Genomic DNA, 21,821 nt, shown 5'->3' with positions numbered 1-21,821 from the left:
GTCTGTGTGGTCAATCGTCTGTCCAGAACTGGTGAATACGGGCGTTTCAGGGACGCTTGCCCCCATTGGCGGCTGTGGAGCCTGTGTTACGATGGTGGACGAGTCTGACGCAACTATTACAAACGGGTCGGGCCGCCGCAATTCCCCAAGCTCACCCCAGATACCTCATCCTGCAAGGGATGGGGCTTTTGAAGCGGCTGAAGTGCAGGGGTCTTGCCGGAACAGCAGGAAAAGGAGGAGTGAAGTTTTGGACGTCTCAAGTAAGGTCTTGAACGAACTGGCGCAGCGGGAAGCGGCGCTGGACGCGCAGATCGAAGCGGCGCGCGAGGAAGCCCGGCAAACGGTTGCGGCTGCCGAGGCCCAGGCCGCGCAGATCATGCGCGACGCCGAGGCGCAGGCGAACGCCATGCAGACCCGGCACGACGAGCAGCTCTCGGCAGAGGTGACCCGGATTCGTGAAGAATCGGGGGCGCAGGCCCGCGCGCAGGCGCAGGCCACGCGTGAGCAGGCCGGCAGCAAGCTGGGGCAGGCCGTCGAAACCATCATGCGGGCGGTGCTGCCGTGATCAACCCGATGCAGCAAGTCGTGATCGCGACCCGCAGCCGCAGCAGCGACGCGGTCATCACGGCCCTGCAAGACGCTGGGGTGTTGCACCTCAAGCCCATCACGGGCGGACCCCTGAACACCGGCTCATTGACCGAGGGGGCCGCGCAGTCGCGCCGTGAAGACGAGCGGCTGCTGGCCCGCGCCGACAGCACCATTGCCGAACTGGGCAGCTACCGTCCCGCCCCCGCCCCGCTGCCAGATCCTGGCCAGTGGGGCGAGATCGTGGAACGTGCGGCCCAGCCTGTCTCTGCCCTGGCACGGGGCCGCCAGGAAATGCAGGCCGACGCCGACGCCGAGCAGGCTTACGGCGACGCCGTGCGTGCCCTGGCCCGGATGGCGGGGGAGCTGGACCGCAGCCGCCGCCTGAGCCTGCTGCCCTTCCTGCTGCAACCCAGCGACAACATCGCGGAACTGGACGCCGCGCTGCGTGAGGCCCTGCCCGAGCGTTACGCGCTGGCCACCGAAACCGTGGGGCAAAACCGCGTGGGATTGATCGTCTCGCTGACCCGCGAACGCGACGACGCCCGCGCAGCGCTGGGTAAGGTCCGGCTGGGTGAACTGCGCCTGCCGGGCCGCTTCGACAACATGCCGCTGGGCGACGCCGCCGCCGAGATGGACCGCATCAAGCGCGATAGCGCGGGACGTCAGGGCCAACTGAACACCGAGCGCGACGCGCTGGCCCGTCAACACGGTCCGGCGCTGTACGCGGTGCGCGACGCCCTCAAGGACCGCGTGGCGGTTCACGACGTCCGCGCCGTCTCGGCACGCGGCAAGTACAGTCTGGTCATGCAGGGCTTCGTGCCGGTGGACCGGGTTCCGGCCCTGACCTCGGCGCTGGGCAAGTTTGGCGACGCGGTCAGCTATGAAATGCACCCCGTCGACGAGTTGCACGACGACGCGGTCCCGGTCCAGTTGAAGAACAGCGACTATGTCAGCCGCTTCAGCGTGGTCATGGGGCTGCTCAGCCTGCCCAAGTACGGCACCTTTGATCCCACCTGGGTCATCGCCATCTTCTTCCCGTTGTTCTTCGGCATCATCATCGCCGACATCGCCTACGGCCTGATGTTCCTGTTCTTTGGGCTGTGGCTGCTGGGCAAGGCCAAACGGGGCGAGGGCTGGGACCTGAGTTTCTTCGGGGCCTACGTGCCGCCCGCCACCCTGAGCAATCTGGGATATGTGGTGAACGTGATGGCCTCGTGGTGCATCGCCTGGGGCTTCCTGACTGGCGAGTTTTTCGGCACGCTGCTGGAACACATGCATTTCTTCTACATCAACCCGGACCTGCTCAACAACCTGTGGAGCTGGACAGGCGTTACCTTCGTTCCCGAACCAGAAGGCAAGTATTACGGCCTGATCCCGATTCTGTTCCCACGTCTGGAAACCAGCTACTTCAGCAACGTCGCGCTGGTATTCGCGCTGCTGTTCGGCATCCTTCAGGTGCTGTGGGGCTGGGGCATCCGCATTCAGCAGGGTGTCAAGCACAAAGACCCCGTCCACACCTGGGAAGGCATCGCGCTGTTCGGCGGCGTGCTGGCCCTGATCATGCTGGCCTTCGCCACGCAGGCGGGCAAGGACTTCGGCCAGTTCACCAACTTCGCCAACCCCCTGATCATCGTGATGTACATCGGCTTCGCGCTGTTCCTGATCGGCTGGATCCGCGTGATCAAGCAGTACCCGCTGCTGCCCATCGAACTGCTGTCGCAGGGCGGCGCGGTGGTCAGCTACGCCCGAATCTTCGCCGTCGGTCTGGTCAGCGCCATTCTGGCCCGGCTCTCCACTGATCTGGGCTGGAGCCTGTACGAGAACATCGGCGTGCTGGGCATCATTCTGGGACTGATCGTGGGCATTGCACTGCACTTTTTCGTGCTGGCACTCACATTGATCGGCCACATCGTGCAGCCCATCCGTCTTCAGATGGTGGAGTTTCTTAACCCCACCGGCTTCAACACCGAGACCAGCCCCGCCTACAACCCCCTTCGCCGCCTTAGCCCGACTACAGACAGTAGTGGGCAGGTCAAATAACCCTTCAGGAGTGTTCCCCATGACCAAATACAACAAGATCGTCCTCGCTTCCCTCGTCCTCGCCCTCGCCACCACCGGTCTGGCCCAGACCGAAGCCGCTGGCAACGACGAGATGTACCGTGGTCTGCGCGCCCTGGGCGCGGGTCTGGCCCTGGGCCTCGGCGCTGTCGGCACCGGCATCGCACAGGCCCGTATCGGCTCCTCGCTGGTCGGCGCTGTCGCCGAGGACCCCAGCAAGGCCGGTAGCCTGCTGCTGTACTTCCTGATTCCTGAAACGCTCGTGATCTTCGGCTTCCTCGCGCTGTTCATCCTGAACTGATATGGCCCTGGACAAGCTGCTGGAAAACGAAGCCCAGACCGAAATCGAGCGCATCCGCGCCGAGGCCGGGGAACGCGCCAGGACCATCCTGGCCGGGGCCACCGAGCGTGCCGAGTCGATGATCTCGGGCCGCACCCGCGCGCTGGAGTCCGCCCATCAGGCCGGGCTGGTCCGCGCACGCAGCGCCGCCGACCTGGACAGCAATGCCCAGCGTCTGTCGGCCACTGATTCCCTCCAGACCCAGGCCTTTCAGACCGCCGAGCAGTACATCCGCAGCTCGGTCAGCGCCCCGGAGTACCCGCAGATCATCATCAAGCTGATCAGCGAGGGCCTTCAGGCGCTGCCCGGCGCAACCGTGGTGGAAACCCAGGCCAGTGAGCAGGACGCCGCACGCCGCGCCCTGGATTTCCTGGGCGGCGAGGCTGCCGGGCTGGAAGTGCGCGTGAACAACACCGTGCAGACCGGCGTGCGCCTGCTCGGCCCGGACGGCAAGACCAGCATTCAGAACACGCTGGTGGGCCGTCTGGAACGCGTGCGTGAAGAACTGGCCCCGCAGATCACCCGGCTGCTGGCCGAGTAGGAGACGCGATGCCCGACGATTATTCGTATATCAATACGCGCGTGCGCATCATGCGTACCAAGCTGCTGGACGGGCGCGCCCTGGACTCGGCGCTCGCGTCGGGCAGTTACGCGGAATTCCTGCGGGTGCTGACCGAGACCGATCTGGCGGCCAACCTGCGTGAAACCACCGGCGAGGGCGCGGGTCTGGGCGAGCTGGACAAGGCCCTGAGCCGCAACTTCTACGACACCTCCCAGCGGGTGCTGGGCTTCGCGGACGGCGACGCCAAACGCGAGATCCAGACCCTGCTGATGAAGTGGGATCTGGTCAACCTCAAGACCGTGGCGCGCGGCATTGCCGGGAACCGGGGCGTCGAGGCGATCCAGGGCGGACTGATCGAGGGCGGCACCCTTAAGCCTGCTGCCCTCCAGGCCGCCGCCGCCAGCACCGATCTGCCCAGCGCCGCCGCCGCCATTGCCGTCAGCGGACACCCGCTGGCAAAAGCCATGCGCGACGGGGCCGCCGCCTACAGCAGCAGCAACCGCCTGCTGGACCTGGAAGTGGCGCTGGATCAGGGCTATTACCGCTACGCCCTGGGCGTCTCCCGCAACACCAGTCTGCGCCGCTACCTGACCCGCGAGATCGACGTGACCAACGCCCTGATCGCACGGACCCAGAAGGGCCAGACCCTCGATCCCAGCCTGTTCGTGGCCGGGGGCAGTCTGGACGCCGCCGGGTACAGCCGACTGGCGGGCGGGGACGCGGGCGGCAACAGCGACATTGCCGCCATCCTCGAAGCCCCCTCTCTGGAAGAGGCGGAAGTGGCCGCGCGGGGCACGCTGGACCGCGCCGCCCGCAACAGCTCCGCCGGCGATCCAGAGGGCGTGGGCATCATCGTGGACTTCCTGCGGCGCAAGGAAATTGAAATCGCCAAACTGCGACTGATCGCACGCGGCAAGTTCTATGACCTCAGCACCGAGCAGATTCGCAAGGAGGTTCAGGCATGACCGCTCCCTCCACGCCCAAGAAAGGCAGTTCAGCCGCAGGCAACACCCGCCGCGTGGCCGTTCTGAGCGACGCCGAGACCGCCACCGGTTACCGTCTGGCCGGAGTCTTCGTGATGGAAGCCACGCCAGAGACCGCGCAGGCGGAACTGGAAAAGCTGATCACCGAGGGCAACTACGGTCTGGTGGCGGTGGACACTGGATTGATCGCTGATCCACTGGCCTCCACCACCCGCGTCATGCGGGGCCGTGACCTCCCTATTTTGCTCCCCATTCCCAGCCTCAAGGACGCTTTCTCACCGGATACCGTGGACGCCAAGGCGTACATGGGCAAACTGGTGCGCGAAACCATCGGCTTCGATATCAAGCTGTAAACGGGCTGAAGGTCAAACCGTCTACCGGCCAGACGGCAAAAAGCACAAATGCTGTCCTGTCCCGCCTCTAGGCTGTTTGACCTCAGCCTTTTCGACCTCTCCCAAGGAGACCCAATGACTCAGAACAAGAGCGGCGTCGTGCAGAGCATTGCCGGACCCGCAGTAATCGCGGACGGCATGTACGGCGCGAAGATGTACGACATCGTGCGCGTGGGCACCGAGCGCCTGGTGGGCGAGATTATTCGTCTGGACGGCAACACCGCCTTCGTGCAGGTGTACGAGGATACCTCCGGCCTGACCGTGGGCGAACCCGTGGAAACCACCGGGCTGCCCCTGTCGGTGGAACTGGGGCCAGGGATGCTCAACGGCATCTACGACGGCATTCAGCGCCCACTGGACAAGATCCGCGAACTGTCGGGCGACTTTATCGCTCGCGGTATCGAGGTTTCCAGTCTGGACCGTACCCGCATGTGGAACTTCACTCCCAGCGTGCAGGTCGGCGACGAAGTGATCGGCAGCGCCATCCTGGGCACCGTGCCGGAATTTGCCTTCACCCACAAGATCCTGGTCCCGCCGGAAAGCAGCGGCAGGATTAGAAGCATCGTGCCTGCCGGCGAATACAACATCGACGACACGATTGCCGAACTGGAAGACGGCACCAAGCTGCGGATGGCCCACTACTGGCCCGTCCGTGCCCCCCGTCCGGTGGCCAAGAAGCTCGATCCCAGCCTGCCCTTCCTGACCGGAATGCGCATTCTGGACGTGCTGTTCCCCCTGGTGATGGGCGGCGCAGCAGCGATTCCCGGCCCTTTCGGCTCGGGCAAGACCGTGACCCAGCAGAGCGTCGCCAAGTACGGCAACGCCGACATCGTGGTGTACGTGGGCTGCGGCGAGCGCGGCAACGAGATGACCGACGTGCTGGTGGAATTCCCCGAACTGGAAGATCCCAAGACGGGCAATCCGCTGATGCAGCGCACCATCCTGATCGCCAACACCTCCAACATGCCGGTGGCGGCGCGTGAAGCCAGCGTGTACACCGGTATTACCCTGGCCGAGTACTTCCGCGATCAGGGCTACAGCGTGTCACTGATGGCCGACAGCACCAGCCGCTGGGCCGAGGCGCTGCGCGAAATCTCCTCGCGTCTGGAAGAAATGCCCGCAGAAGAAGGCTACCCGCCTTACCTGGGCGCGAAGCTGGCGGCGTTCTACGAGCGGGCCGGGGCCGTCAAGACCCTGGGCGGCGAGGACGGCGCGGTCAGCGTGATCGGCGCAGTCTCGCCCGCAGGCGGCGACATGTCCGAACCCGTCACCCAGGCCACGCTGCGTATTACTGGCGCATTCTGGCGTCTGGACGCAGGTCTGGCCCGCCGCCGTCACTTCCCAGCGATCAACTGGAACGGCTCGTACAGCCTGTTCACGCCCATCCTGGACGGCTGGTACCGCAAGAACGTCGGTGCCGATTTCCCCGAACTGCGCCAGCGCATCCAGAACATCCTTCAGGAAGAAGCCTCCTTGCAGGAAGTGGTGCAGCTCGTCGGGCCGGACGCTTTGCAGGACAACGAGCGTCTGATCATTGAGGCCGGACGCATGCTGCGTCAGGACTTCCTTCAGCAGAACGGCTTCGATGCCGTGGACGCCTCTTCCTCGATGCCCAAGAACTACGGCCTGATGAAGATGTTCCTGAAGTTCTACGAGGAGGCCGGTTCGGCCCTCAAGGACGGGGCCACCATCGACGACATCATCCAGAACCCGGTCATCGAGAAGCTGGCCCGCGCCCGCTACGTGGCCGAGACCGAGTTCAATGCCTACGGCGAGGGCGTCATGGACGAACTCGACCAGACCTTCAAGGGAGTAACCGCATGACCCTTCTCCAGAAGGAATACAACGACGTCGCCTATATCTCCGGGCCGCTGCTGTTCGTAAACGCCGCGTCTGATCTGGCCTACGGCGCAATCGTCAACATCAAGGACGCCAGCGGCAAGCTGCGTGGCGGTCAGGTCATCACCGTGAGCGACCAGAACGCCGTGATCCAGGTGTTCGGCGAAACGCGTGGCCTGGACCTCGCCACCGCCTCGGTGAGCCTGGTGGAAGACGTGGCCCGCCTGGGCGTCAGCAAGGAAATGATCGGACGCCGCTTCGACGGCCTGGGCCGCCCCATCGACGGGCTGCCCGCCGTAGTGGCCGAGAAGCGCCTGAGCATCAACGGTCAGGCCATGAACCCCACCGCCCGCGCCAAGCCCGAGGAATTCATCCAGACCGGGATTTCCACCATCGACGTGAACACCAGCCTGATCCGTGGGCAGAAGCTCCCGATCTTCTCCGGCTCCGGTCTGCCACACAACGAACTGGCCGCCCAGATTGCGCGTCAGGCGAAGGTGCCCGGCTCGGATGAACCCTTCGCGGTGGTCTTCGCGGCGATGGGTCTGACGCAGCGCGAGGTCTCCTTCTTCACGCAGGAGTTCGAGCGCACCGGGGCATTGGCCCGCGCCGTACTGTTCCTGAACCGCGCCGACGATCCCGCCGTGGAACGTCTGCTGACCCCCCGTATGGCCCTGACGACGGCAGAGTACCTGGCTTTCGAGCACGGCTACCACGTTCTCGTGATCCTGACCGATTTGACCAACTACTGCGAGGCGCTGCGTGAGATCGGCGGTGCGCGCGAGGAAATCCCCGGACGGCGCGGCTTCCCCGGCTACATGTACACCGATTTGGCCTCGCTGTACGAACGCGCAGGCGTGGTGCAGGGCAAGCCCGGCTCGGTCACGCAGATTCCGATCCTGTCCATGCCCGACGACGATATTACCCACCCCATTCCTGACCTGACCGGCTACATCACCGAAGGCCAGATCGTGGTGGACCGCACGCTGAACGCCAAGGGCGTGTTCCCGCCGATTAACCCATTGCCCAGCCTGAGCCGCCTCCAGGGCAACGGCATCGGCAAGGGCAAGACCCGCGCCGACCACAAGAACGTCTCCGATCAGTTGTTTGCGGCTTACGCCAACGGGCTGGACCTGCGGAAGCTGGTGGCGATCACGGGTGAAGACGCCCTGACCGACACCGACAAGCTGTACCTGCGCTTTGCCGACGACTTCGAGAACTACTTCATCGGCCAGGGCGATCAGGACCGCAGCATCGACGACAGCCTGACCGTCGCCTGGGGCATCCTGTCCAAGCTGCCCCAGAGCCAGTTGACCCGCCTGTCCAAGGACTCCATCGACAAGTTCTACGGCGAGAAGATGGACGAGATGTGGCGCGGCGGACGGAGCATGAGCCTGTAAACAAGTCTGAAAGTCTAATTGCCAGTCTCCACGGCAGTTGGACCTTCAGGTATTCACCGACAAAGGAGGTGAACACAAATGGCAGGACAGATCAGCCCCACCCGCAGCGCCATGCTGGCGAGCAAGGCCAGCCTCAAGACCGCGCAGAGCGGCGCGGATTTGCTCAAGCGCAAGCGCGACGCCCTGATCGGCGAGTTCTTTGCGCTGGTCAAGGACGCGCTGGCCGCCCGCGAGGAACTTTCGGGCGTCAGCACCGGCGCGTACACCAGCCTGTTCGGTGCGAAAGCGTGGGACACGCCGGAGGCCGTCGAGAGCCTGAGCCTGGCGGGCAGCGGCGACTATTCCATCGACATGCAGATCGACAACCTGTACGGCGTGAAAGTGCCGCGCATCGAGATTCCCGAGCGCGACAAGACCACGACGTTCAGCCCGATCAACGTGGGCGCACGCACCATCCAGGCCGCTACCGATTTCGGCGGCGTGATGGACGGCATCGTCAAGGTGGCCGCCACCGAGACCAAATTGCGCCGCATTGGCGAGGAGATCAAGAAGACCTCGCGCCGCGTGAACGCGCTGGAGCAGGTGTTGATTCCCGGCATTCAGGACGACATTCGGTTTATCCGCAGCGTGCTGGACCAGCGCGAACGCGAGGCCAGCTTTACCCTGAAGAAGATCAAGGCCAAGCTGGAAGCCGACGCCAAGAAGGACAAGGAGCTTTTGCAGGCCAAGAACCACGGTTCGGCAGCAGACTGAGTCCTGAGTTTAGAGAAAGCCGCCTCCAGTTGGGGGCGGTTTTTTGTGGCCCACCCGTCAACTTTCAGACCTGTCCAACAGGTAGCCACTCACGATGATGAGCCAGGGCTGTGTTTTCCACCATCCACCAGAAAGCCATGAGATTCGCCGTCAGTAGGGCTGCTGGCGGCGAATCTCATGGCAGGAGCGCTAGTTCAGCATCCGCCCGTCCTGCTGTCCCATCAGCGTCTGCGCCCGCGCCAATAGATCCTGCAAGGTGCCGTGCCAGTCGTCACTCTCAGGGGTGTTGTCCAGCGCCTGCTGGGCGTGGGCGACGGCGGCGGCGGGATTGGGGAAGCCCTGCTGCGCCATAACGTCGGCGGCCATCTGGTGGCCGATGATCCAGTCGCGGCTGTCCGGGGCGGCCTCGCGGACCACGCGCTCATAGTGTTCCAGGGCCTCGTCCAGTTGGAAATAATCCAGGGCCACGCTGCCCAGCACCAAACTGGCGGGAATGACCGCGCCCTGCGCCAGCGCCTGTTCAGCGGCCAGTTGCGCTTCGGGCATGCGGCCCAGGCGGTAGTCACACTCGGCAATGTCGGCCAGAACCTCGGGCTGATAGGGGTAATCGGGTTCGTTCAGGGCCACTTCCAGCCGGTCACGCGCCTCCACCGGGCGGTCCATGTCCAGCAGGACCACGCCCAGCTCGTGATTGGCGTAGGGGCGGTCACTGTCCTCGGCCAGTTGCAGAGCGGACTCGAAGGCGACGATGGCCTTTTCCTGCTGGCCCAGGTGACTCAGGATCTGGCCGGTCAGCAGCGCCACCACGTAACCGGGGGTGCCGTACTGCCGCTCCAGGCGGTCCGCCTCGCGGATCATCTCGTAGGCGGCGTCAGGTTGGTCCATCTGGAGCAGCGCCTGGGCGCGCAGGTAGTGCCACGTCGCCAGATTCAGGCCCTCGTCCTCGCCCTGCACTGGGTTCTGCGGGGCCTGCTTGCTGCCGTACAGCAGCCGCGCGCTGTCCAGCACCTTCTTGGCTTCCTCGGACTGCCCGTCCTGGATCAGCAGGGCGGCCTGTTCCTGAAGCATCACCGCGCGGTCCAGGCCGCCTGCCAGATGTGCGGCCTCGGCATACAGATTAATGGCGTCCGCCGTGTGGCCCAGTTGCTCCTGGCAATCGGCCTGCCACGAGCGCAGCCGCCAGCGCAGATGCAGGGGCAGTTCGCCCGCCCCCAGATGGATGTCCAGCGCCGCCTGCGGTTGCTCGGCCAGCGCCAGCGCACACAGCGCGTGAAAACGGGCCACCGGGTCCAGCGCCTCGCGTATGGCCTCCGTGGGGGGGGCCGCTTCCGGGCCGCGCGTGCGGGCCTCCAACTCGGCGCTCAGGGCCAGATACAGCGCGTCGCCGCCCACTGCAGGGTTCAGCCCGAGCGCCTCTGCCAGCGCCACACCGAGTTGCTCGGCTGCGGCGTCGCCGTACAGGGCGTGCAGGCTGCCCAGGTACACGCAGATGCGCGCCGCAACCGGGGACACCGCCGCACTTTTGCCCTTGCCCACTGCGGCTGGCATGGCCTCGTCCAGTGCGGCGCTCAGCACGCCAAAAGCAGTCTCGTAGTCGCCCCCAGCCAGGGCCGTGCAAGCCTGTTGCCAGGTGGTCTCCGCGTCAATCATTCCCCGCTAGGATAGTCCATCCTTTGGAGGGTTGACCGTGTGCGGGCCGCCGCAGTCTGATGGGACGAATGAACACCTCCCCGCCCGCCTCCCGTTCGCCGTTGCTGCGCTGGCTTTTGCCGGGTCTGGCCGTGCTGTGTCTGGCAACCGCCGGGCTGTGGCTGATCTTCACGCAGGTGTTGAGGCCGCAAGCGGTGACCTACGCACAGTTTCAGGCGTTGCTGGACACCGGGCAGGTCAGCCGTGTGGTGATCCAGGAGAGCCGCGCCACCGTGAATCTGCGCCCCCCTGCACGGCCTACTTCTGTAAGTTTGCGCCTGCCAAGCAGTCTCGCTGTTCCAGACAGCCCCCTGATCGCCGAACTGGACCGGCAGAACGTGGAGTATCAATTTCAGACTCCCGGTCAGTGGCTGAACCTATTCCTTGCCTTCCTGCCGCTGCTGCTTTTGCTGGGCGTTCCCGCCTTCTGCCTAACCATCTTCCTGCTGTGGCTGATGCGCCGCCGCACGGCCCCGGAGAACCTTTCGGAACGCTAAAGACGGCCCCCATTCAGCACTTGTAATGCGGGACAATTTCATACACCTTGAGTCTGGTACACTCAAGTCTAGAAGGGGCGAAATGCGCCCCATTTCCCCACTTTTCCTCTGGAGGAACGTTCTTGAAGCGGCTCAATCCCTGGCTGATCGTCCTATTTGTCCTGGCACTTTTTTTAATGTTCTCGCAGACGCCCAATGGGCGCGTCAACGTCAACTATAACGAATTCAAATCCCTGCTGGATCAGGGCAGCGTTTCACAGGTCGTGATCACGGAAAGCAACGCCGCCGTGACCCTGAAAGCGCCCACCGAAGTCAAGCTCGCCACCAATCCGGGCCAGCAGCAACAGACCAAGACCGTGCCGGGCTTCTCGGTGCGCCTGCCCGGCAGCCTGGCGGTGCCCGACAGCAGCCTGATCGGCGCGCTGGAAACCCAGAACGTCGACTACCGCTTCGTGGCCCCCAGCCAGTGGCTGAACATCCTGCTGAGCTTCCTGCCCATCGTCTTGCTGCTGGGCGTGATGTATTTCTTCTTCATGCGGGCGCAGGGCGGCCAGAGCGGCGTCATGCAGTTCGGGCAGAGCAAGGCCAAGAAGTACGGCAAGGAAAACCGCGTGCAGACCAAGTTCACCGACGTGGCCGGTCACGAGGAAGCCAAGAAGGAACTGATCGAGGTCGTGGACTTCCTGAAGAACCCCGGCAAGTACCACCAGATCGGCGCGGAAATCCCCAAGGGTGTGCTGCTCGTCGGCCCTCCCGGTACCGGTAAAACCCTGCTGGCCCGCGCGATTGCGGGGGAGGCGGACGTGCCCTTCTTCTCGGTCAGCGCTTCCGAATTCATGGAAATGTTCGTCGGCGTGGGTGCCAGCCGTGTGCGTGCCCTGTTCGAGGACGCCCGCAAGAGTGCGCCCGCGATCATGTTCATCGACGAGATCGACTCGATTGGCCGCAAGCGTGGCGCGGGCATCGGCGGCGGTCACGACGAGCGCGAGCAGACCCTCAACCAGATCCTGTCGGAAATGGACGGCTTCGATCAGTCCAGCAACGTGATCGTGCTGGGCGCGACCAACCGCCCGGACGTGCTGGACCCGGCGCTGCTGCGTCCTGGCCGCTTCGACCGTCAGGTCACCATCGACCTGCCCACCATGAAGGAGCGCGAGGCCATCCTGAAGGTCCACCTGCGCAACAAGCCCATTGCCGAGGGCGTGGACGTGAACGAGGTGGCCCGCAGCACGCCGTACTTCAGCGGCGCGGACCTCAAGAACATCACCAACGAGGCTGCGCTGGAAGCTGCCCGCCTGAGCAAGACCCAGATCGACATGAGCGACTTTTACCGCGCGCTGGACAAGATCACGCTGGGCCTGGAAAACAGCTCGCTGACCGTCAGCCCCGAGGAACGCAAGGCCATCGCCTACCACGAGGCCGGACACGCCGTAACGGCAGCCGTGATTCCCGGCAGCGACAAGCTCCAGAAGGTCAGCATCATTCCGCGCGGACGTGCCCTGGGCGCAGCGTTCTATCTGCCCGAAGAACAGGTGCTGATGAGCAAGGAACGCCTGGAAAACCAACTGGTGGTGGCCCTGGGCGGACGCGCCGCCGAGGAAGTCTTCATGGGCAGCGTGACTTCCGGCGCAGCCGACGACTTCCGCAAGGCCACCAATATCGCCCGCAAGATGGTGCTGGAATGGGGCATGGGCGAGAACTTCAAGAACATGGCCCTGAGCAGCGATTCCGGCCCGGTCTTCCTGGGCGAGGACATGGCCCGCCCCAAAGCGTTCAGCGAACACACCAGCCAACTGGTGGACGAGGACGTCAAGCGCATTCTGAACGCCGCTTTCGAGCGCGCCCGTGATCTGGTGGTGGAATACAAGGCCGCCATGCACGAGGTGGCCGACGCCCTGCTGACCCAGGAACTGATCACCGGCGACGTGGTGCGCGACGCGGTGGCGAAGATTGCCAGCCCGAAGATGCCGATGCCCCAGACGACGGCATAAGCCTCCTCTTCAACGAAAAGCCCCCGCATTTCGGCGGGGGCTTTCTGCGTTTGCCTGTGGCCTGCGCTTACGCTTTGAGATTCGGCAGGTAAAACAGCAGGTCCATAGATGGCGGCCTAATGCCCTGTGTCCGCAGCAGCGCAGCGATCTGCGCGGTGTGCCGGACCTCATGCAGCATGACGTGCCACAGCAGGCCGTCCAGTTTGAAGTGTTCTTCAGGGGTGTCCTCGATCACCCGCTCCAGATCGGCGTCGGTCAGCGTGGACAGATAGGTCAGGGTGCTGGCCTCCACCGCCCGCCAGTAGTCCAGCAGGTCTGCGAGTGGGAAAGCGGCGTAGGCCGGGCCGCTTCCAGCATTTTTGATGACGGGAAAGGAATCTTCCACCGGCACGTCTTGCAAGAAGGTGTAATGCAGCCAGCCGTCTTCAACACCTGCGGTATGGGCAATCAGATCTTTAATGCTGTGCATCCGGTCACCGTCCAGCATCGGGCGAGAGAGAACCTCATCCGGCACGGTTTCCAGGATGGCCCATAAATCGCGGCGGGCGCGAACGAGGTAGTCGTACAGTTCGGGAATCTTCATCACTCCCGCCAGATGGCCCAGTGGTTGTCCAGCGCGTCCATTTCCTCTGCCGTATGGCCGCCCGCGCGCAGCAGCGCCATGATCTGGCCCCGGTGATGGCTGTCGTGGACGATGGTGTGTTGCAGGAAGTGGGCCGGGTTGGAGGCGTAGGCCCCTTCCTTCCAGGGATCGTCGAAGGCGCGATTCTCGTCTAGCGCGGCCTGAACGGCATTCAGGGCGGCCTCGTCTCCGGCTGTGAAGGCGGCGGCCAGCTCGCCGGGCGGACAGTCGTGCCAGCGCCACTGGGGATCGCCGTCCGCATCTTTTTGGGTCGGGTCCAGCAGAGGCCCGGCGTGGGGGCGAGACAGATTCCACAGCCAGCCCACGCGGAAGCCCGCCATATGCCGCAGATGCTTTTCCACGGTCCAGCCACCCTGATTGTCGGACAGGCCAAAGTCGGCGTCGGTTAGAGCATTGAGCAAGAAGTCGTTGACGCGCCCGTTGCGGTGGAAGGATTCATGGAGCAGGGTCAGATCGGTCATTTTTTCTCCTCTGGGCAGGCGTTCAGCCCACTTCTAGCTGCACAGCCACGTCGTCGCCTTCCTCAATCTTCTCGGCCTTTCGAATCATCAGCTTGATGGGCAGAATGTACAGCTCTTCCCTGGGAAACAGCGAGGTCTTCCATTCGCTGTCGCCCACCCTGGCCCGCACTGGAACCATGCCCCAGCCGTAGGTGACGAGGCGGGCAGCGGCCCTGATCTGCTGGGCCTGCTCGGCGGGAACGGTCACGAAGTAATGCGGGGCGGGGCCGCGCCAGTACCAGACGGGGCCGCTGAAGTTAAGGATGAGGGGCATGGTTCACCGCAGAGTGTGTCATGGAAGCTGAAGCAGGAGCGACCAGTGTGGTGGCCCCGCGAGGGGGCCGGGCAGCGGCTTCAGAGCGTTCAGCGCGCGGGAGCGGGGCGGTTTGAGGTGGCTGCCAGACTCTGGCGTTTCCCCACCCAGCACACGAATCTGCGTATGAGTCAGTGAGGCAAGACGGAGACAACAGGGGGCGGTCATGTCAGCCTCTCAGGCTTCGGCCAGCGTGTACTCGAGGATGTAATGATGCACCCTGTCCACAATTTCCAGCGTCAATGCTCCGCTCAGGCCCGCCAGTTCCCCACTGCCGGAATCGGGAACCACCCGGTAAGTCAGGCTCTGGCTGCCGCGCTCGCTGACGCCCGCGTGGAAGAAGGCAAATCCGCCCTGCCTGCCGCTGAGTGTGGCCTGCACGACCTCGATGGCGACATACACCGCCGAACCCTCCACGGGCGTCATGAAAGTCAGCATCTCCACCACGCTCTGCCCGGTTAGATCGCCGCTCCACGTTTTGTCCAGCCCCATCCGCCCGATTTCGGGGATGGTCTGCGCGGGCGTGTCGGCGCGGGGCCTGACCGTGAATGTTCCTGTGGCGGCGCTCATGGTGCCATGTACGAGGGAAACTCGGGCGGCTCGGTTCCCAGCGCCCGCAGATACACGTAGCCCTGACCCCGGTGATGAATCTCGTTGTCGATGCTGTAGATCGCCGCCGCCCAGCCACTCATCTCGCCCCAGGGCAGCGTGTGCATCTGCGGGTAGAACGCCGGGACCACCTGTGGCAATTCAGTTTCAAAACGGGCGGTCAGTTCGTCCCAGGCTTTCAGCAGCTCGGCGCGGTCCTGCGGGGTGCCGACGCTCCAGTCCGGCATGGCCCAGTCGTCTGTCCGCATGCCCTTCAGCGTGAACTCGCTGACCTGATGGATTTCCCAGGCCAGCATGCCGAAGGAGCGCATTCCGCCGATGCTGTAGCTGAACAACTGATCTTCGGGAAAAGCCAGGATCACGCGCCGGGTCAATCGGCGGTGGCCCTGCCAGTGTTCCAGAAACTGGGCGGGCGAGAGGATCACCGGCTGGGCTATTCCACCAGACACTTCTACTTCAGGCGTATTCGTCATCTTGACCTCCGCCCACAGCGTAACCCCGATTCCCGTCAGAACCTGTCTTCTTTGTATGTCAGGATACCAACATGTATGACCCCTCGATGCGGGTGCTGACCGTGCTGGAATTGCTTCAGGCCCGCGAAAGCGTGACCGGCGCGGAACTGGCCCGCGTGCTGGAGGTCAGCCCGCGCACCGTGCAGCGTTACGTCGCGCGGCTGCAAGACCTGGGCATTCCGGTAGAGGGAAAACGCGGCGTGGGCGGGGCCTACTGCCTGAAACCCGGCTTCCGGCTGCCGCCGCTGATGTTCACGGGCGAGGAAGCCCTGAGTCTGGCGCTGGGGCTGCGGGCGCTGCGCCTGCTGGGGCTGGGCGCACTGGCCCCGGCAGCGCACGCGGCGGGTGCCAAACTGGCCCGCACCCTGCCGCACGCCCTGCGCGAGACGGTGGAGGCGCTGGAAAGCGCGGTGCAACTGGATTCTTCCCCGTGGGTGGTGTCCACCGATGCGGCATTACTGTCTGCGCTGCTGGGCGCAGTCCACGGGGCGCAGACCGTTGAATTCCAGTATGCCTCGCCGCAGTCCAGCGCCCTGACGCGCCGGGTGGACGTGTACCGCGCGCTGCATCTGGACGGGCGCTGGTACGCGGTGGGCCGCTGCCATCTGCGGGACGCCCTGCGTTCCTTCCGGCTGGACCGCATGGGCAAACTGTGCGTGCTGGACGCTTCGTTTACTGCGCCGCCCGACTTCGACGCGCTGGCCTACCTGCGTTCTACCCTGCCGCCGGAAGCTCCCACCGCCCAGGTCAGCGTGTGGCTGGACACCCCGCCGGAGACCTTGCAGGGCCGGGTCTCAGTCTGGTTTACCCAGATCAGTGCCGAGGCGGGCGGCACCCGGCTGAGCTGCACACGCGATAATCTGCCCAGCTTCGCCGCTTTTCTGCTGGGGCTGGACTGCGATTTCCGGGTGGACGGCCCGCCGGAGCTGCTGGACGTCTTCGGACGGCTGGGGGCACGCTGCGCGGCGGTGCGCGATGAAAAACCCGAACCGGTATAACCCATGTTATACTAAGCCATGAAAACGGCTATTTCTCTGACAGACACTCTGTACCGGAGGGCTGAACAGTTCGCGCAGGGCCAGCAGCTTTCCAGAAGTGAGCTGTATGCCCGCGCGCTTGAAGAATTTCTGGAACGCAACGAGGGGCAGACGGTAACGGCCCAGCTCAACGCTGTTTATGCCAATGAGGACAGCAGCCTTTCACCCGCCCTGGCAGAACTGGGTTTTGAGGCGCTGCGACGGCAGAACGCAGAGTGAAGCGCGGCGAGGTCTGGGATATTGAGTATCCGCTGACCCAGCGCCAGAATGCGGAGCCATACGGGCATGGACCCGTCGTTGTGGTTTCTGCCGATGACTTTAATGCCAGCGCCATCCAGACTGTCCTTGTGGCCGTGTTGACGTCCAATATCCGGCTTCAGGCTGCGCCGGGTAATGTGTTGCTGCTGGCGGACGAACACAACGGGCTGGCCCAGGACAGCGTTCTGAACGTCTCTCAGGTGTTGGTGGTGGACAAGACGCGTCTGGAGCGGTGTCGGGGGCAGCTCGATAGAATCAGCCTGGATTTGCTGGATATGGGCTTGAAATTGGTCTTCGCCTTGAAGTGATCTCGTACACTGCCCCATGACTTCCTCCTCTGACACCTTCAACGTCCCTGACCTGATCCGCAAGAAGCGCGACGGCGACCCCCACTCCCGCGCCGAACTGGAAGCCCTGATCGGCGGCTACACGCGCGGTGAGGTGCCCGACTACCAGATCAGCGCGTGGTTGATGGCCGTCTACCTGAAGGGCATGACCGCCCAGGAAACGGCGGACCTGACGCTGGTGATGGCCGAAAGTGGTGACCAGATGGACCTGGGAGACCTGCCGCGCACCGTGGACAAGCACAGCACCGGGGGCGTGGGCGACAAGACCAGCCTGATCCTGACCCCCATGCTGGCGGCGCTGGGCCTGACCGTGGCGAAGATGAGCGGACGCGGGCTGGCGCACACGGGCGGCACCATCGACAAACTCGAAAGTTTCCCCGGCTGGACCTCTGAACTGTCCGAGGAACGGTTTATCGCGCAGGCCCAAAACATCGGCCTCGCGCTGGTGGGGCAGAGCAGGGATCTGGCCCCCGCCGACGGCAAGCTGTACGCCCTGCGCGACGTGACGGCCACGGTGGACTGCCTGCCGCTGATCGCCAGCAGCATCATGAGCAAGAAACTGGCTTCCGGGGCGCACACGGTGGTGCTGGACGTGAAGGTGGGCGCGGGCGCGTTCATGAAAACCCTGGACGACGGGCGTGCGCTGGCCCGCGCGATGGTGGACATTGGCACCCACGCCTCTCGGCTGGTGCGCGCCGTGCTGACCGACATGGACACCCCACTGGGCCATCTGGCAGGCAACAGTCTGGAGGTGCAGGAAGCCCTGGCGACCCTGCGCGGTGAGGGACCGGAAGACCTGACCGAACTGTGCGTGGCGCTGGCCGTGGAAGCGCTGGCCGCTTACGGCGAGGATGAAACGGCGGCAGAGGCCCGCGCCCGCGCCACCCTGCACGACGGCTCGGCAATGGCGAAGTTCCGCGCCTTCGTGGAAGCGCAGGGCGGCAATCCAGCGCTGGTGGACGATCCCAGCCTGCTGGACGTGGCCCCCGGACGTGCCGAGGTGACTGCGCCCCGTGCCGGTTTCGTGGACCGCATCGACGCCCTGAGCGTGGGCCGCGCCGTGCTGGCCCTGGGCGGCGGACGCGAGCGCAAGGGCGAGGCCATCGATCACGGCGTCGGCGTGGAACTGGTACGCAAGCCGGGCGAGGCAGTGGCGGCAGGCGACGTGGTGCTGCGTCTGTATCACCGGGATGGACGCGGCCTGGAGGTGGCCCAGCGCCTGCTGACCGAGGGGCTGAGTATCGCGGACAGCGCTCCAGAGGCAGAAAAACTAATTCTGGACCGGGTATTTTAAGGGTTGTAGGCTGTCGGTTGTGGGGTGTGGGAAAGGCCAGGCAAAGCCTCATTCTTGACCCCTCGCCCCTGCGGGAGGGTCAGAGACCTGCTTGCAAAGGGGCCTTGTGAAGCAAGGGGGTGAGGGGGCCACCGGGCAGGCCGTCACCCAGGCCAATTAACCAAACAAGTCGCCCAGGCCCTTCCCACAACCTACAGCCCACACCACATAACCCCTACGGCAGCCGCAACGCCTTGCAGTTCTCGCCGGGGCTTTCGGGGGCATCGGGGCTGACGACGATGCGCTCGTCGGCACCCACAAAGCCCTGACAGCGGGCGAGTTCTCGCAGGTAACCGGGAGTGTTGGCGTTGGTCTCCGCGTCCTGCAAGACCTGCACGTCGCGCTCCAGGCCCCGGATATTGGCCTGGGCCTCGGCGGTCTGGCGGGTCCACGAGACGCTGCGGTAACCGGTGTTGATCAGTTGGAAACTGAGCTGCACGATGCCCAGGCCCGCCAGCAGGCTGGTCAGGATCATGGTCAGGGGCAGGCGGGACAGTCGCCGGTAACTGAGTTGCCTCCACCACGCCCGGCGCTGTAATGGCGGTGGGGGTGGAGGTGGGGGGGGCGGCGCGTCGGTCATGCGGCCCCAGCATAGCGTTCACTTCTGAGAGCTGCGCTGAAAGGCCGACGTCTGGAATACCGATGTCTGGAAGGCGGGCGGCAGAGGGCATCCACACGGACCGCTAGACTGGGAGGCATGACTGCCCCAGCCTCTCCAGCCCCGGCCCCGTCTGCCAGCCGCATTCCGGCCCTGAACTGGCATGACGCCCACCGCACCAGCATCCAGCTCCGTTTTGCCGACGTGGACGCGATGGGCCATGTCAACAACGCGCGTTACGCCGAGTTTCTGGAGGTGGCGCGCATGGACATGTCGGCGGCGACGGGCATTCAGGGCGACGATGACCACTCCATGCTGGCCCGCCTGGAACTGGATTACGTGCATGAAATCCGGCTGGGGCAGACTGTGTTCATCGAGTCGCTGGTGGAGCGGGTGGGCCGCAGCAGTTGGACGGTGGCCGCCCGCTTCGTGGCCGACAACGTGCCCTGCGCCTTTGCCCGCTCGGTGCAGGTGCGCGTGAACGCCGATCACATCCCGGAAGCCCTGCCCGAACGCTTCCGCGAACTGGTCAAACCGCTGCTGGCCCGTTTGGACGTTCCCCCGGAAAAAACCCCATGATACGGATTCCGTCTGTTTCGTTAACAAACCGGGAAAGCGCCGATTTGTTAACTCCACGCCCGGAACCCGTCCCTCTGCTTCTCGCGTCCGCTCGGATTTCATCGTTTTTGCAAACGATTCAATCGGAGTCCGTATGAGCGGTCCCTCGCGCAACAACCAGTACGATGACCGTGTGCTGTACCAGGGCGATCCCTGGGTGCGGCTGGACACCCTGCCGCGCCTGCTGGCCGAGGGCTGGCGGCGCACCCTGGCGGACGGCGGGGTGGTCACCGTGGTCCGCACGCCGTTTCAGTGGGCAATGGGTTCCCCGGTGATCGAGATCGAGACCGGCGGCTACATGGGCGACGTGGGCCTGTACGTGCCGCAGGTGCAACTGGCCGAGGCGCTGGAACTGCTGGGCTTCGATCCAGAAGACGCGGGAGATGGGGCGGGCTAGAGTGGACTGATAATCCGCCCCGTCCCTCCCCTTCCCCATTCAGGAGTTTCTATGACCACTTTCCCCCTGCCCGAACAGATCAGCATCGGCGTGGATGTCGGCGGCACCAAGATCGCCACCGGCGTGCTGCGCGGCGACGAATTGCAGGACCGCCATGTCCAGCCCACCCCGGAGACCGGCTGGGAGGCAGTTCTGGACGCCATCGCCGCGCAGATCACCGATTTGCAGCGCAAGCACCCCGACGCCCGCCTGATCGGCGTGGGGATTCCAGGGCCGCTGAACAGTGACCGCACCCGCGTCAAGTTCGCCCCCAACATCTACGGCTTCAACGACGTGCCGATGGTGGACGGCCTGCTGGAACGCCTGTCTCAGCGGATCGTGCTGGAAAACGACGCCAAGGCCGCCGCACTGGCCGAGGCGTATCTGGGCGCGGCGCGCGGTACCGAGAGCAGCATCTACGTGACCGTCAGCACCGGCATCGGCGCAGGCATCGTGCTGAACGGGCGCATCTGGCGCGGGCGGCACGGCGTGGCCGGGGAACTGGGGCACATCACGGTCATGCCCGGCGGCCCGGTCAGCGGCGCGGGGCTGGACGGCGCGCTGGAAGCTGTAGCCAGCGGCACCGCCATTGCCCGTGACGCCAGCTACGCCCTGAACCGCGACGTGAGTACCGCCGAGGCATTCACGCTGGCGCAGCAGGGCCACCCCGGCGCGCGGCGGGTGGTGGCCCAGGCCATGAAGCACATCGGCGTGGCGCTGGCGGACCTGCAAAAAGTCATTGACCCGGAAGTCTTCGTGATCGGCGGCGGCGTCGCCAGCGTGGGCGACTACTTCTTCCACGGCGTTCAGGCCGCAGCCGACGAGTATGCCAAGGGCTTTGCGCCCGTCACCATCCGCCGCGCCCAACTGGGGCCGGACGCGGGCGTGATCGGGGCAGCGCTGGCCGCCCGGTATGGATGAGTGGAACGGCTGAGCTTGATCTGGTAGCGGAAGCTGAGGCGTTCGCTCTGCCCTCTTATTCGGAGGCTGGGCGGGCCTACCACAATGCCGACCACGTCCGCGCCATGCTGGACGCACTGGAATCGCGCGGCGTGCTGACTCCGGCCCTGGCCCTGGCGGTGTGGGGCCACGATCTGATCTATGACGCCAGGGCGGGCGACAACGAGGAACGCAGCGCGGAGGTGTTTAACGGCTGGCTGGTGTCTCAGAACGCCCCAGCAGACCTGCAGAAAGAAATTCACGTGTTGATTCTGGCAACGAAACATGCTGCCCCGCCCGCCACCCGTGCCGAGGCGTTGCTGGTGGACGCCGATCTGGCAATTCTGGGGGCATCTGCCGCTGACTTTGCCGCCTACGACGCTGCCATCCGGCAGGAATACGCGCACGTTTCCGCGTTGCTATACCGCGTGGGCCGTAAAAAAATCTTGCGCGGCTTCCTGAACCGTGGGCAGATTTACACGACGCCGGAGTTTGCGGAATTGGAAGCCCAGGCGCGGTGGAATCTGACGGGGGCGGTGGGGCAACTGTAAATTTTCCGGCCCGCAGCCTGCTTCGTGATCACCAT

The 21,821-nt window shown here is 64.7% G+C and carries 26 protein-coding genes; 19 read left to right on the top strand and 7 right to left on the bottom strand.

What is annotated here, in order from left to right:
• The first annotated feature begins 247 nt into the window (after positions 1-247).
• The 9 genes from Q319_RS0102535 to Q319_RS0102495 all read left to right on the top strand — a co-directional run bounded on the left by Q319_RS0102535 (position 248) and on the right by Q319_RS0102495 (position 8,915).
• Positions 248-565 carry a V-type ATPase subunit subunit G family protein gene (locus Q319_RS0102535; protein ID WP_029480296.1) on the top strand — a complete coding sequence of 106 codons (318 nt, stop codon included), beginning with the start codon at positions 248-250 and terminating at the stop codon, positions 563-565.
• A complete protein-coding gene (locus Q319_RS0102530; RefSeq protein WP_029480295.1) occupies positions 562-2,628 on the top strand; it encodes a V-type ATP synthase subunit I in 2,067 nt (688 codons plus the stop codon). Before Q319_RS0102535 ends, Q319_RS0102530 begins: the two co-directional genes overlap by 4 nt.
• Before the next feature lie 19 nt (positions 2,629-2,647).
• The gene (locus Q319_RS0102525) at positions 2,648-2,947 is read left to right on the top strand and encodes an ATP synthase subunit K (protein WP_029480294.1); all 300 of its coding nucleotides are present in this window, start codon (positions 2,648-2,650) and stop codon (positions 2,945-2,947) included.
• A gap of 1 nt (position 2,948) precedes the next feature.
• Positions 2,949-3,527: a V-type ATP synthase subunit E gene (locus Q319_RS0102520; protein ID WP_029480293.1), complete on the top strand. Its 579-nt coding sequence runs from the start codon at positions 2,949-2,951 to the stop codon at positions 3,525-3,527.
• An 8-nt stretch (positions 3,528-3,535) separates the two neighbouring features.
• Positions 3,536-4,513, top strand: coding sequence for a V0D/AC39 family V-type ATPase subunit (locus tag Q319_RS0102515; protein WP_029480292.1), 978 nt, complete (start codon positions 3,536-3,538; stop codon positions 4,511-4,513).
• Positions 4,510-4,884 carry a V-type ATP synthase subunit F gene (locus Q319_RS0102510; RefSeq protein ID WP_051655038.1) on the top strand — a complete coding sequence of 125 codons (375 nt, stop codon included), beginning with the start codon at positions 4,510-4,512 and terminating at the stop codon, positions 4,882-4,884. The genes Q319_RS0102515 and Q319_RS0102510 overlap by 4 nt, the downstream gene beginning before the upstream one ends.
• Before the next feature lie 114 nt (positions 4,885-4,998).
• A complete protein-coding gene (locus Q319_RS0102505) occupies positions 4,999-6,747 on the top strand; it encodes a V-type ATP synthase subunit A (RefSeq protein WP_029480290.1) in 1,749 nt (582 codons plus the stop codon).
• Positions 6,744-8,162: a V-type ATP synthase subunit B gene (locus tag Q319_RS0102500; RefSeq protein ID WP_029480289.1), complete on the top strand. Its 1,419-nt coding sequence runs from the start codon at positions 6,744-6,746 to the stop codon at positions 8,160-8,162. The genes Q319_RS0102505 and Q319_RS0102500 overlap by 4 nt, the downstream gene beginning before the upstream one ends.
• Positions 8,163-8,240: 78 nt before the next feature.
• Positions 8,241-8,915 carry a V-type ATP synthase subunit D gene (locus Q319_RS0102495; RefSeq protein WP_029480288.1) on the top strand — a complete coding sequence of 225 codons (675 nt, stop codon included), beginning with the start codon at positions 8,241-8,243 and terminating at the stop codon, positions 8,913-8,915.
• Between the two features lie 189 nt (positions 8,916-9,104).
• On the opposite strand, the gene Q319_RS0102490 is transcribed toward Q319_RS0102495, so the two are convergent.
• Positions 9,105-10,565 (bottom strand): tetratricopeptide repeat protein, encoded by a 1,461-nt coding sequence (locus Q319_RS0102490; RefSeq protein ID WP_029480287.1) that lies wholly within the window; start codon positions 10,563-10,565, stop codon positions 9,105-9,107.
• 68 nt (positions 10,566-10,633) lie between these two features.
• Between Q319_RS0102490 and Q319_RS0102485 the strand changes: the two genes are divergently transcribed.
• Together Q319_RS0102485 and ftsH are read left to right on the top strand one after the other, a co-directional pair.
• A complete protein-coding gene (locus Q319_RS0102485) occupies positions 10,634-11,101 on the top strand; it encodes an ATP-dependent metallopeptidase FtsH/Yme1/Tma family protein (protein WP_029480285.1) in 468 nt (155 codons plus the stop codon).
• Positions 11,102-11,223: 122 nt separating this feature from the next.
• Positions 11,224-13,092, top strand: coding sequence for an ATP-dependent zinc metalloprotease FtsH (gene ftsH, locus Q319_RS0102480; RefSeq protein WP_029480282.1), 1,869 nt, complete (start codon positions 11,224-11,226; stop codon positions 13,090-13,092).
• Between the two features lie 67 nt (positions 13,093-13,159).
• Here ftsH and Q319_RS0102475 read toward each other — a convergent pair whose 3' ends face one another.
• The 5 genes from Q319_RS0102475 to Q319_RS0102455 all read right to left on the bottom strand — a co-directional run bounded on the left by Q319_RS0102475 (position 13,160) and on the right by Q319_RS0102455 (position 15,630).
• Entirely contained in the window at positions 13,160-13,675 is a 516-nt protein-coding gene (locus Q319_RS0102475; protein ID WP_051655037.1) for a DinB family protein, read from the bottom strand.
• The gene (locus tag Q319_RS0102470) at positions 13,675-14,196 is read right to left on the bottom strand and encodes a DinB family protein (protein WP_029480279.1); all 522 of its coding nucleotides are present in this window, start codon (positions 14,194-14,196) and stop codon (positions 13,675-13,677) included. The genes Q319_RS0102475 and Q319_RS0102470 overlap by 1 nt, the downstream gene beginning before the upstream one ends.
• 22 nt (positions 14,197-14,218) lie before the next feature.
• Entirely contained in the window at positions 14,219-14,509 is a 291-nt protein-coding gene (locus Q319_RS0102465) for a DUF1905 domain-containing protein (RefSeq protein ID WP_029480277.1), read from the bottom strand.
• A 216-nt stretch (positions 14,510-14,725) separates the two neighbouring features.
• Positions 14,726-15,118 (bottom strand): DUF3224 domain-containing protein, encoded by a 393-nt coding sequence (locus Q319_RS0102460; RefSeq protein WP_029480276.1) that lies wholly within the window; start codon positions 15,116-15,118, stop codon positions 14,726-14,728.
• The gene (locus tag Q319_RS0102455; protein ID WP_029480275.1) at positions 15,115-15,630 is read right to left on the bottom strand and encodes a DinB family protein; all 516 of its coding nucleotides are present in this window, start codon (positions 15,628-15,630) and stop codon (positions 15,115-15,117) included. The genes Q319_RS0102460 and Q319_RS0102455 overlap by 4 nt, the downstream gene beginning before the upstream one ends.
• Positions 15,631-15,701: 71 nt before the next feature.
• On the opposite strand from Q319_RS0102455, the gene Q319_RS0102450 reads away from it, so the two are divergent.
• The 4 genes from Q319_RS0102450 to Q319_RS0102435 are packed head-to-tail and all read left to right on the top strand — an operon-like array spanning position 15,702 to position 18,605.
• A complete protein-coding gene (locus tag Q319_RS0102450) occupies positions 15,702-16,667 on the top strand; it encodes a helix-turn-helix transcriptional regulator (protein WP_029480273.1) in 966 nt (321 codons plus the stop codon).
• An 18-nt stretch (positions 16,668-16,685) separates the two neighbouring features.
• Entirely contained in the window at positions 16,686-16,925 is a 240-nt protein-coding gene (locus Q319_RS0102445) for a hypothetical protein (protein ID WP_029480271.1), read from the top strand.
• The gene (locus tag Q319_RS0102440) at positions 16,922-17,272 is read left to right on the top strand and encodes a type II toxin-antitoxin system PemK/MazF family toxin (protein ID WP_029480270.1); all 351 of its coding nucleotides are present in this window, start codon (positions 16,922-16,924) and stop codon (positions 17,270-17,272) included. Before Q319_RS0102445 ends, Q319_RS0102440 begins: the two co-directional genes overlap by 4 nt.
• Before the next feature lie 16 nt (positions 17,273-17,288).
• A complete protein-coding gene (locus tag Q319_RS0102435) occupies positions 17,289-18,605 on the top strand; it encodes a thymidine phosphorylase (protein WP_029480268.1) in 1,317 nt (438 codons plus the stop codon).
• 214 nt (positions 18,606-18,819) lie between these two features.
• Here the strand turns inward: Q319_RS0102435 and Q319_RS0102430 are convergent, their stop codons facing one another.
• Positions 18,820-19,224 (bottom strand): hypothetical protein, encoded by a 405-nt coding sequence (locus Q319_RS0102430; protein WP_029480267.1) that lies wholly within the window; start codon positions 19,222-19,224, stop codon positions 18,820-18,822.
• A gap of 117 nt (positions 19,225-19,341) precedes the next feature.
• On the opposite strand from Q319_RS0102430, the gene Q319_RS0102425 reads away from it, so the two are divergent.
• From Q319_RS0102425 to Q319_RS0102410, 4 genes are all read left to right on the top strand, one after another.
• Positions 19,342-19,821, top strand: a complete 480-nt coding sequence (locus tag Q319_RS0102425; RefSeq protein WP_029480265.1) for an acyl-CoA thioesterase — start codon at positions 19,342-19,344, stop codon at positions 19,819-19,821.
• A 133-nt stretch (positions 19,822-19,954) separates the two neighbouring features.
• Positions 19,955-20,257 carry a hypothetical protein gene (locus tag Q319_RS0102420; RefSeq protein WP_029480264.1) on the top strand — a complete coding sequence of 101 codons (303 nt, stop codon included), beginning with the start codon at positions 19,955-19,957 and terminating at the stop codon, positions 20,255-20,257.
• Positions 20,258-20,308: 51 nt separating this feature from the next.
• Positions 20,309-21,217: an ROK family protein gene (locus Q319_RS0102415; protein ID WP_029480263.1), complete on the top strand. Its 909-nt coding sequence runs from the start codon at positions 20,309-20,311 to the stop codon at positions 21,215-21,217.
• A complete protein-coding gene (locus Q319_RS0102410) occupies positions 21,214-21,786 on the top strand; it encodes an HD domain-containing protein (RefSeq protein ID WP_029480262.1) in 573 nt (190 codons plus the stop codon). Before Q319_RS0102415 ends, Q319_RS0102410 begins: the two co-directional genes overlap by 4 nt.
• Positions 21,787-21,821: the final 35 nt, after the last annotated feature.

It is taken from the genome of Deinococcus marmoris DSM 12784, from assembly GCF_000701405.1.
GTDB lineage: Bacteria > Deinococcota > Deinococci > Deinococcales > Deinococcaceae > Deinococcus > Deinococcus marmoris.
Note: the sequence above shows the minus strand (reverse complement) of the source record. Positions and strands in the feature narration are given on the sequence as shown.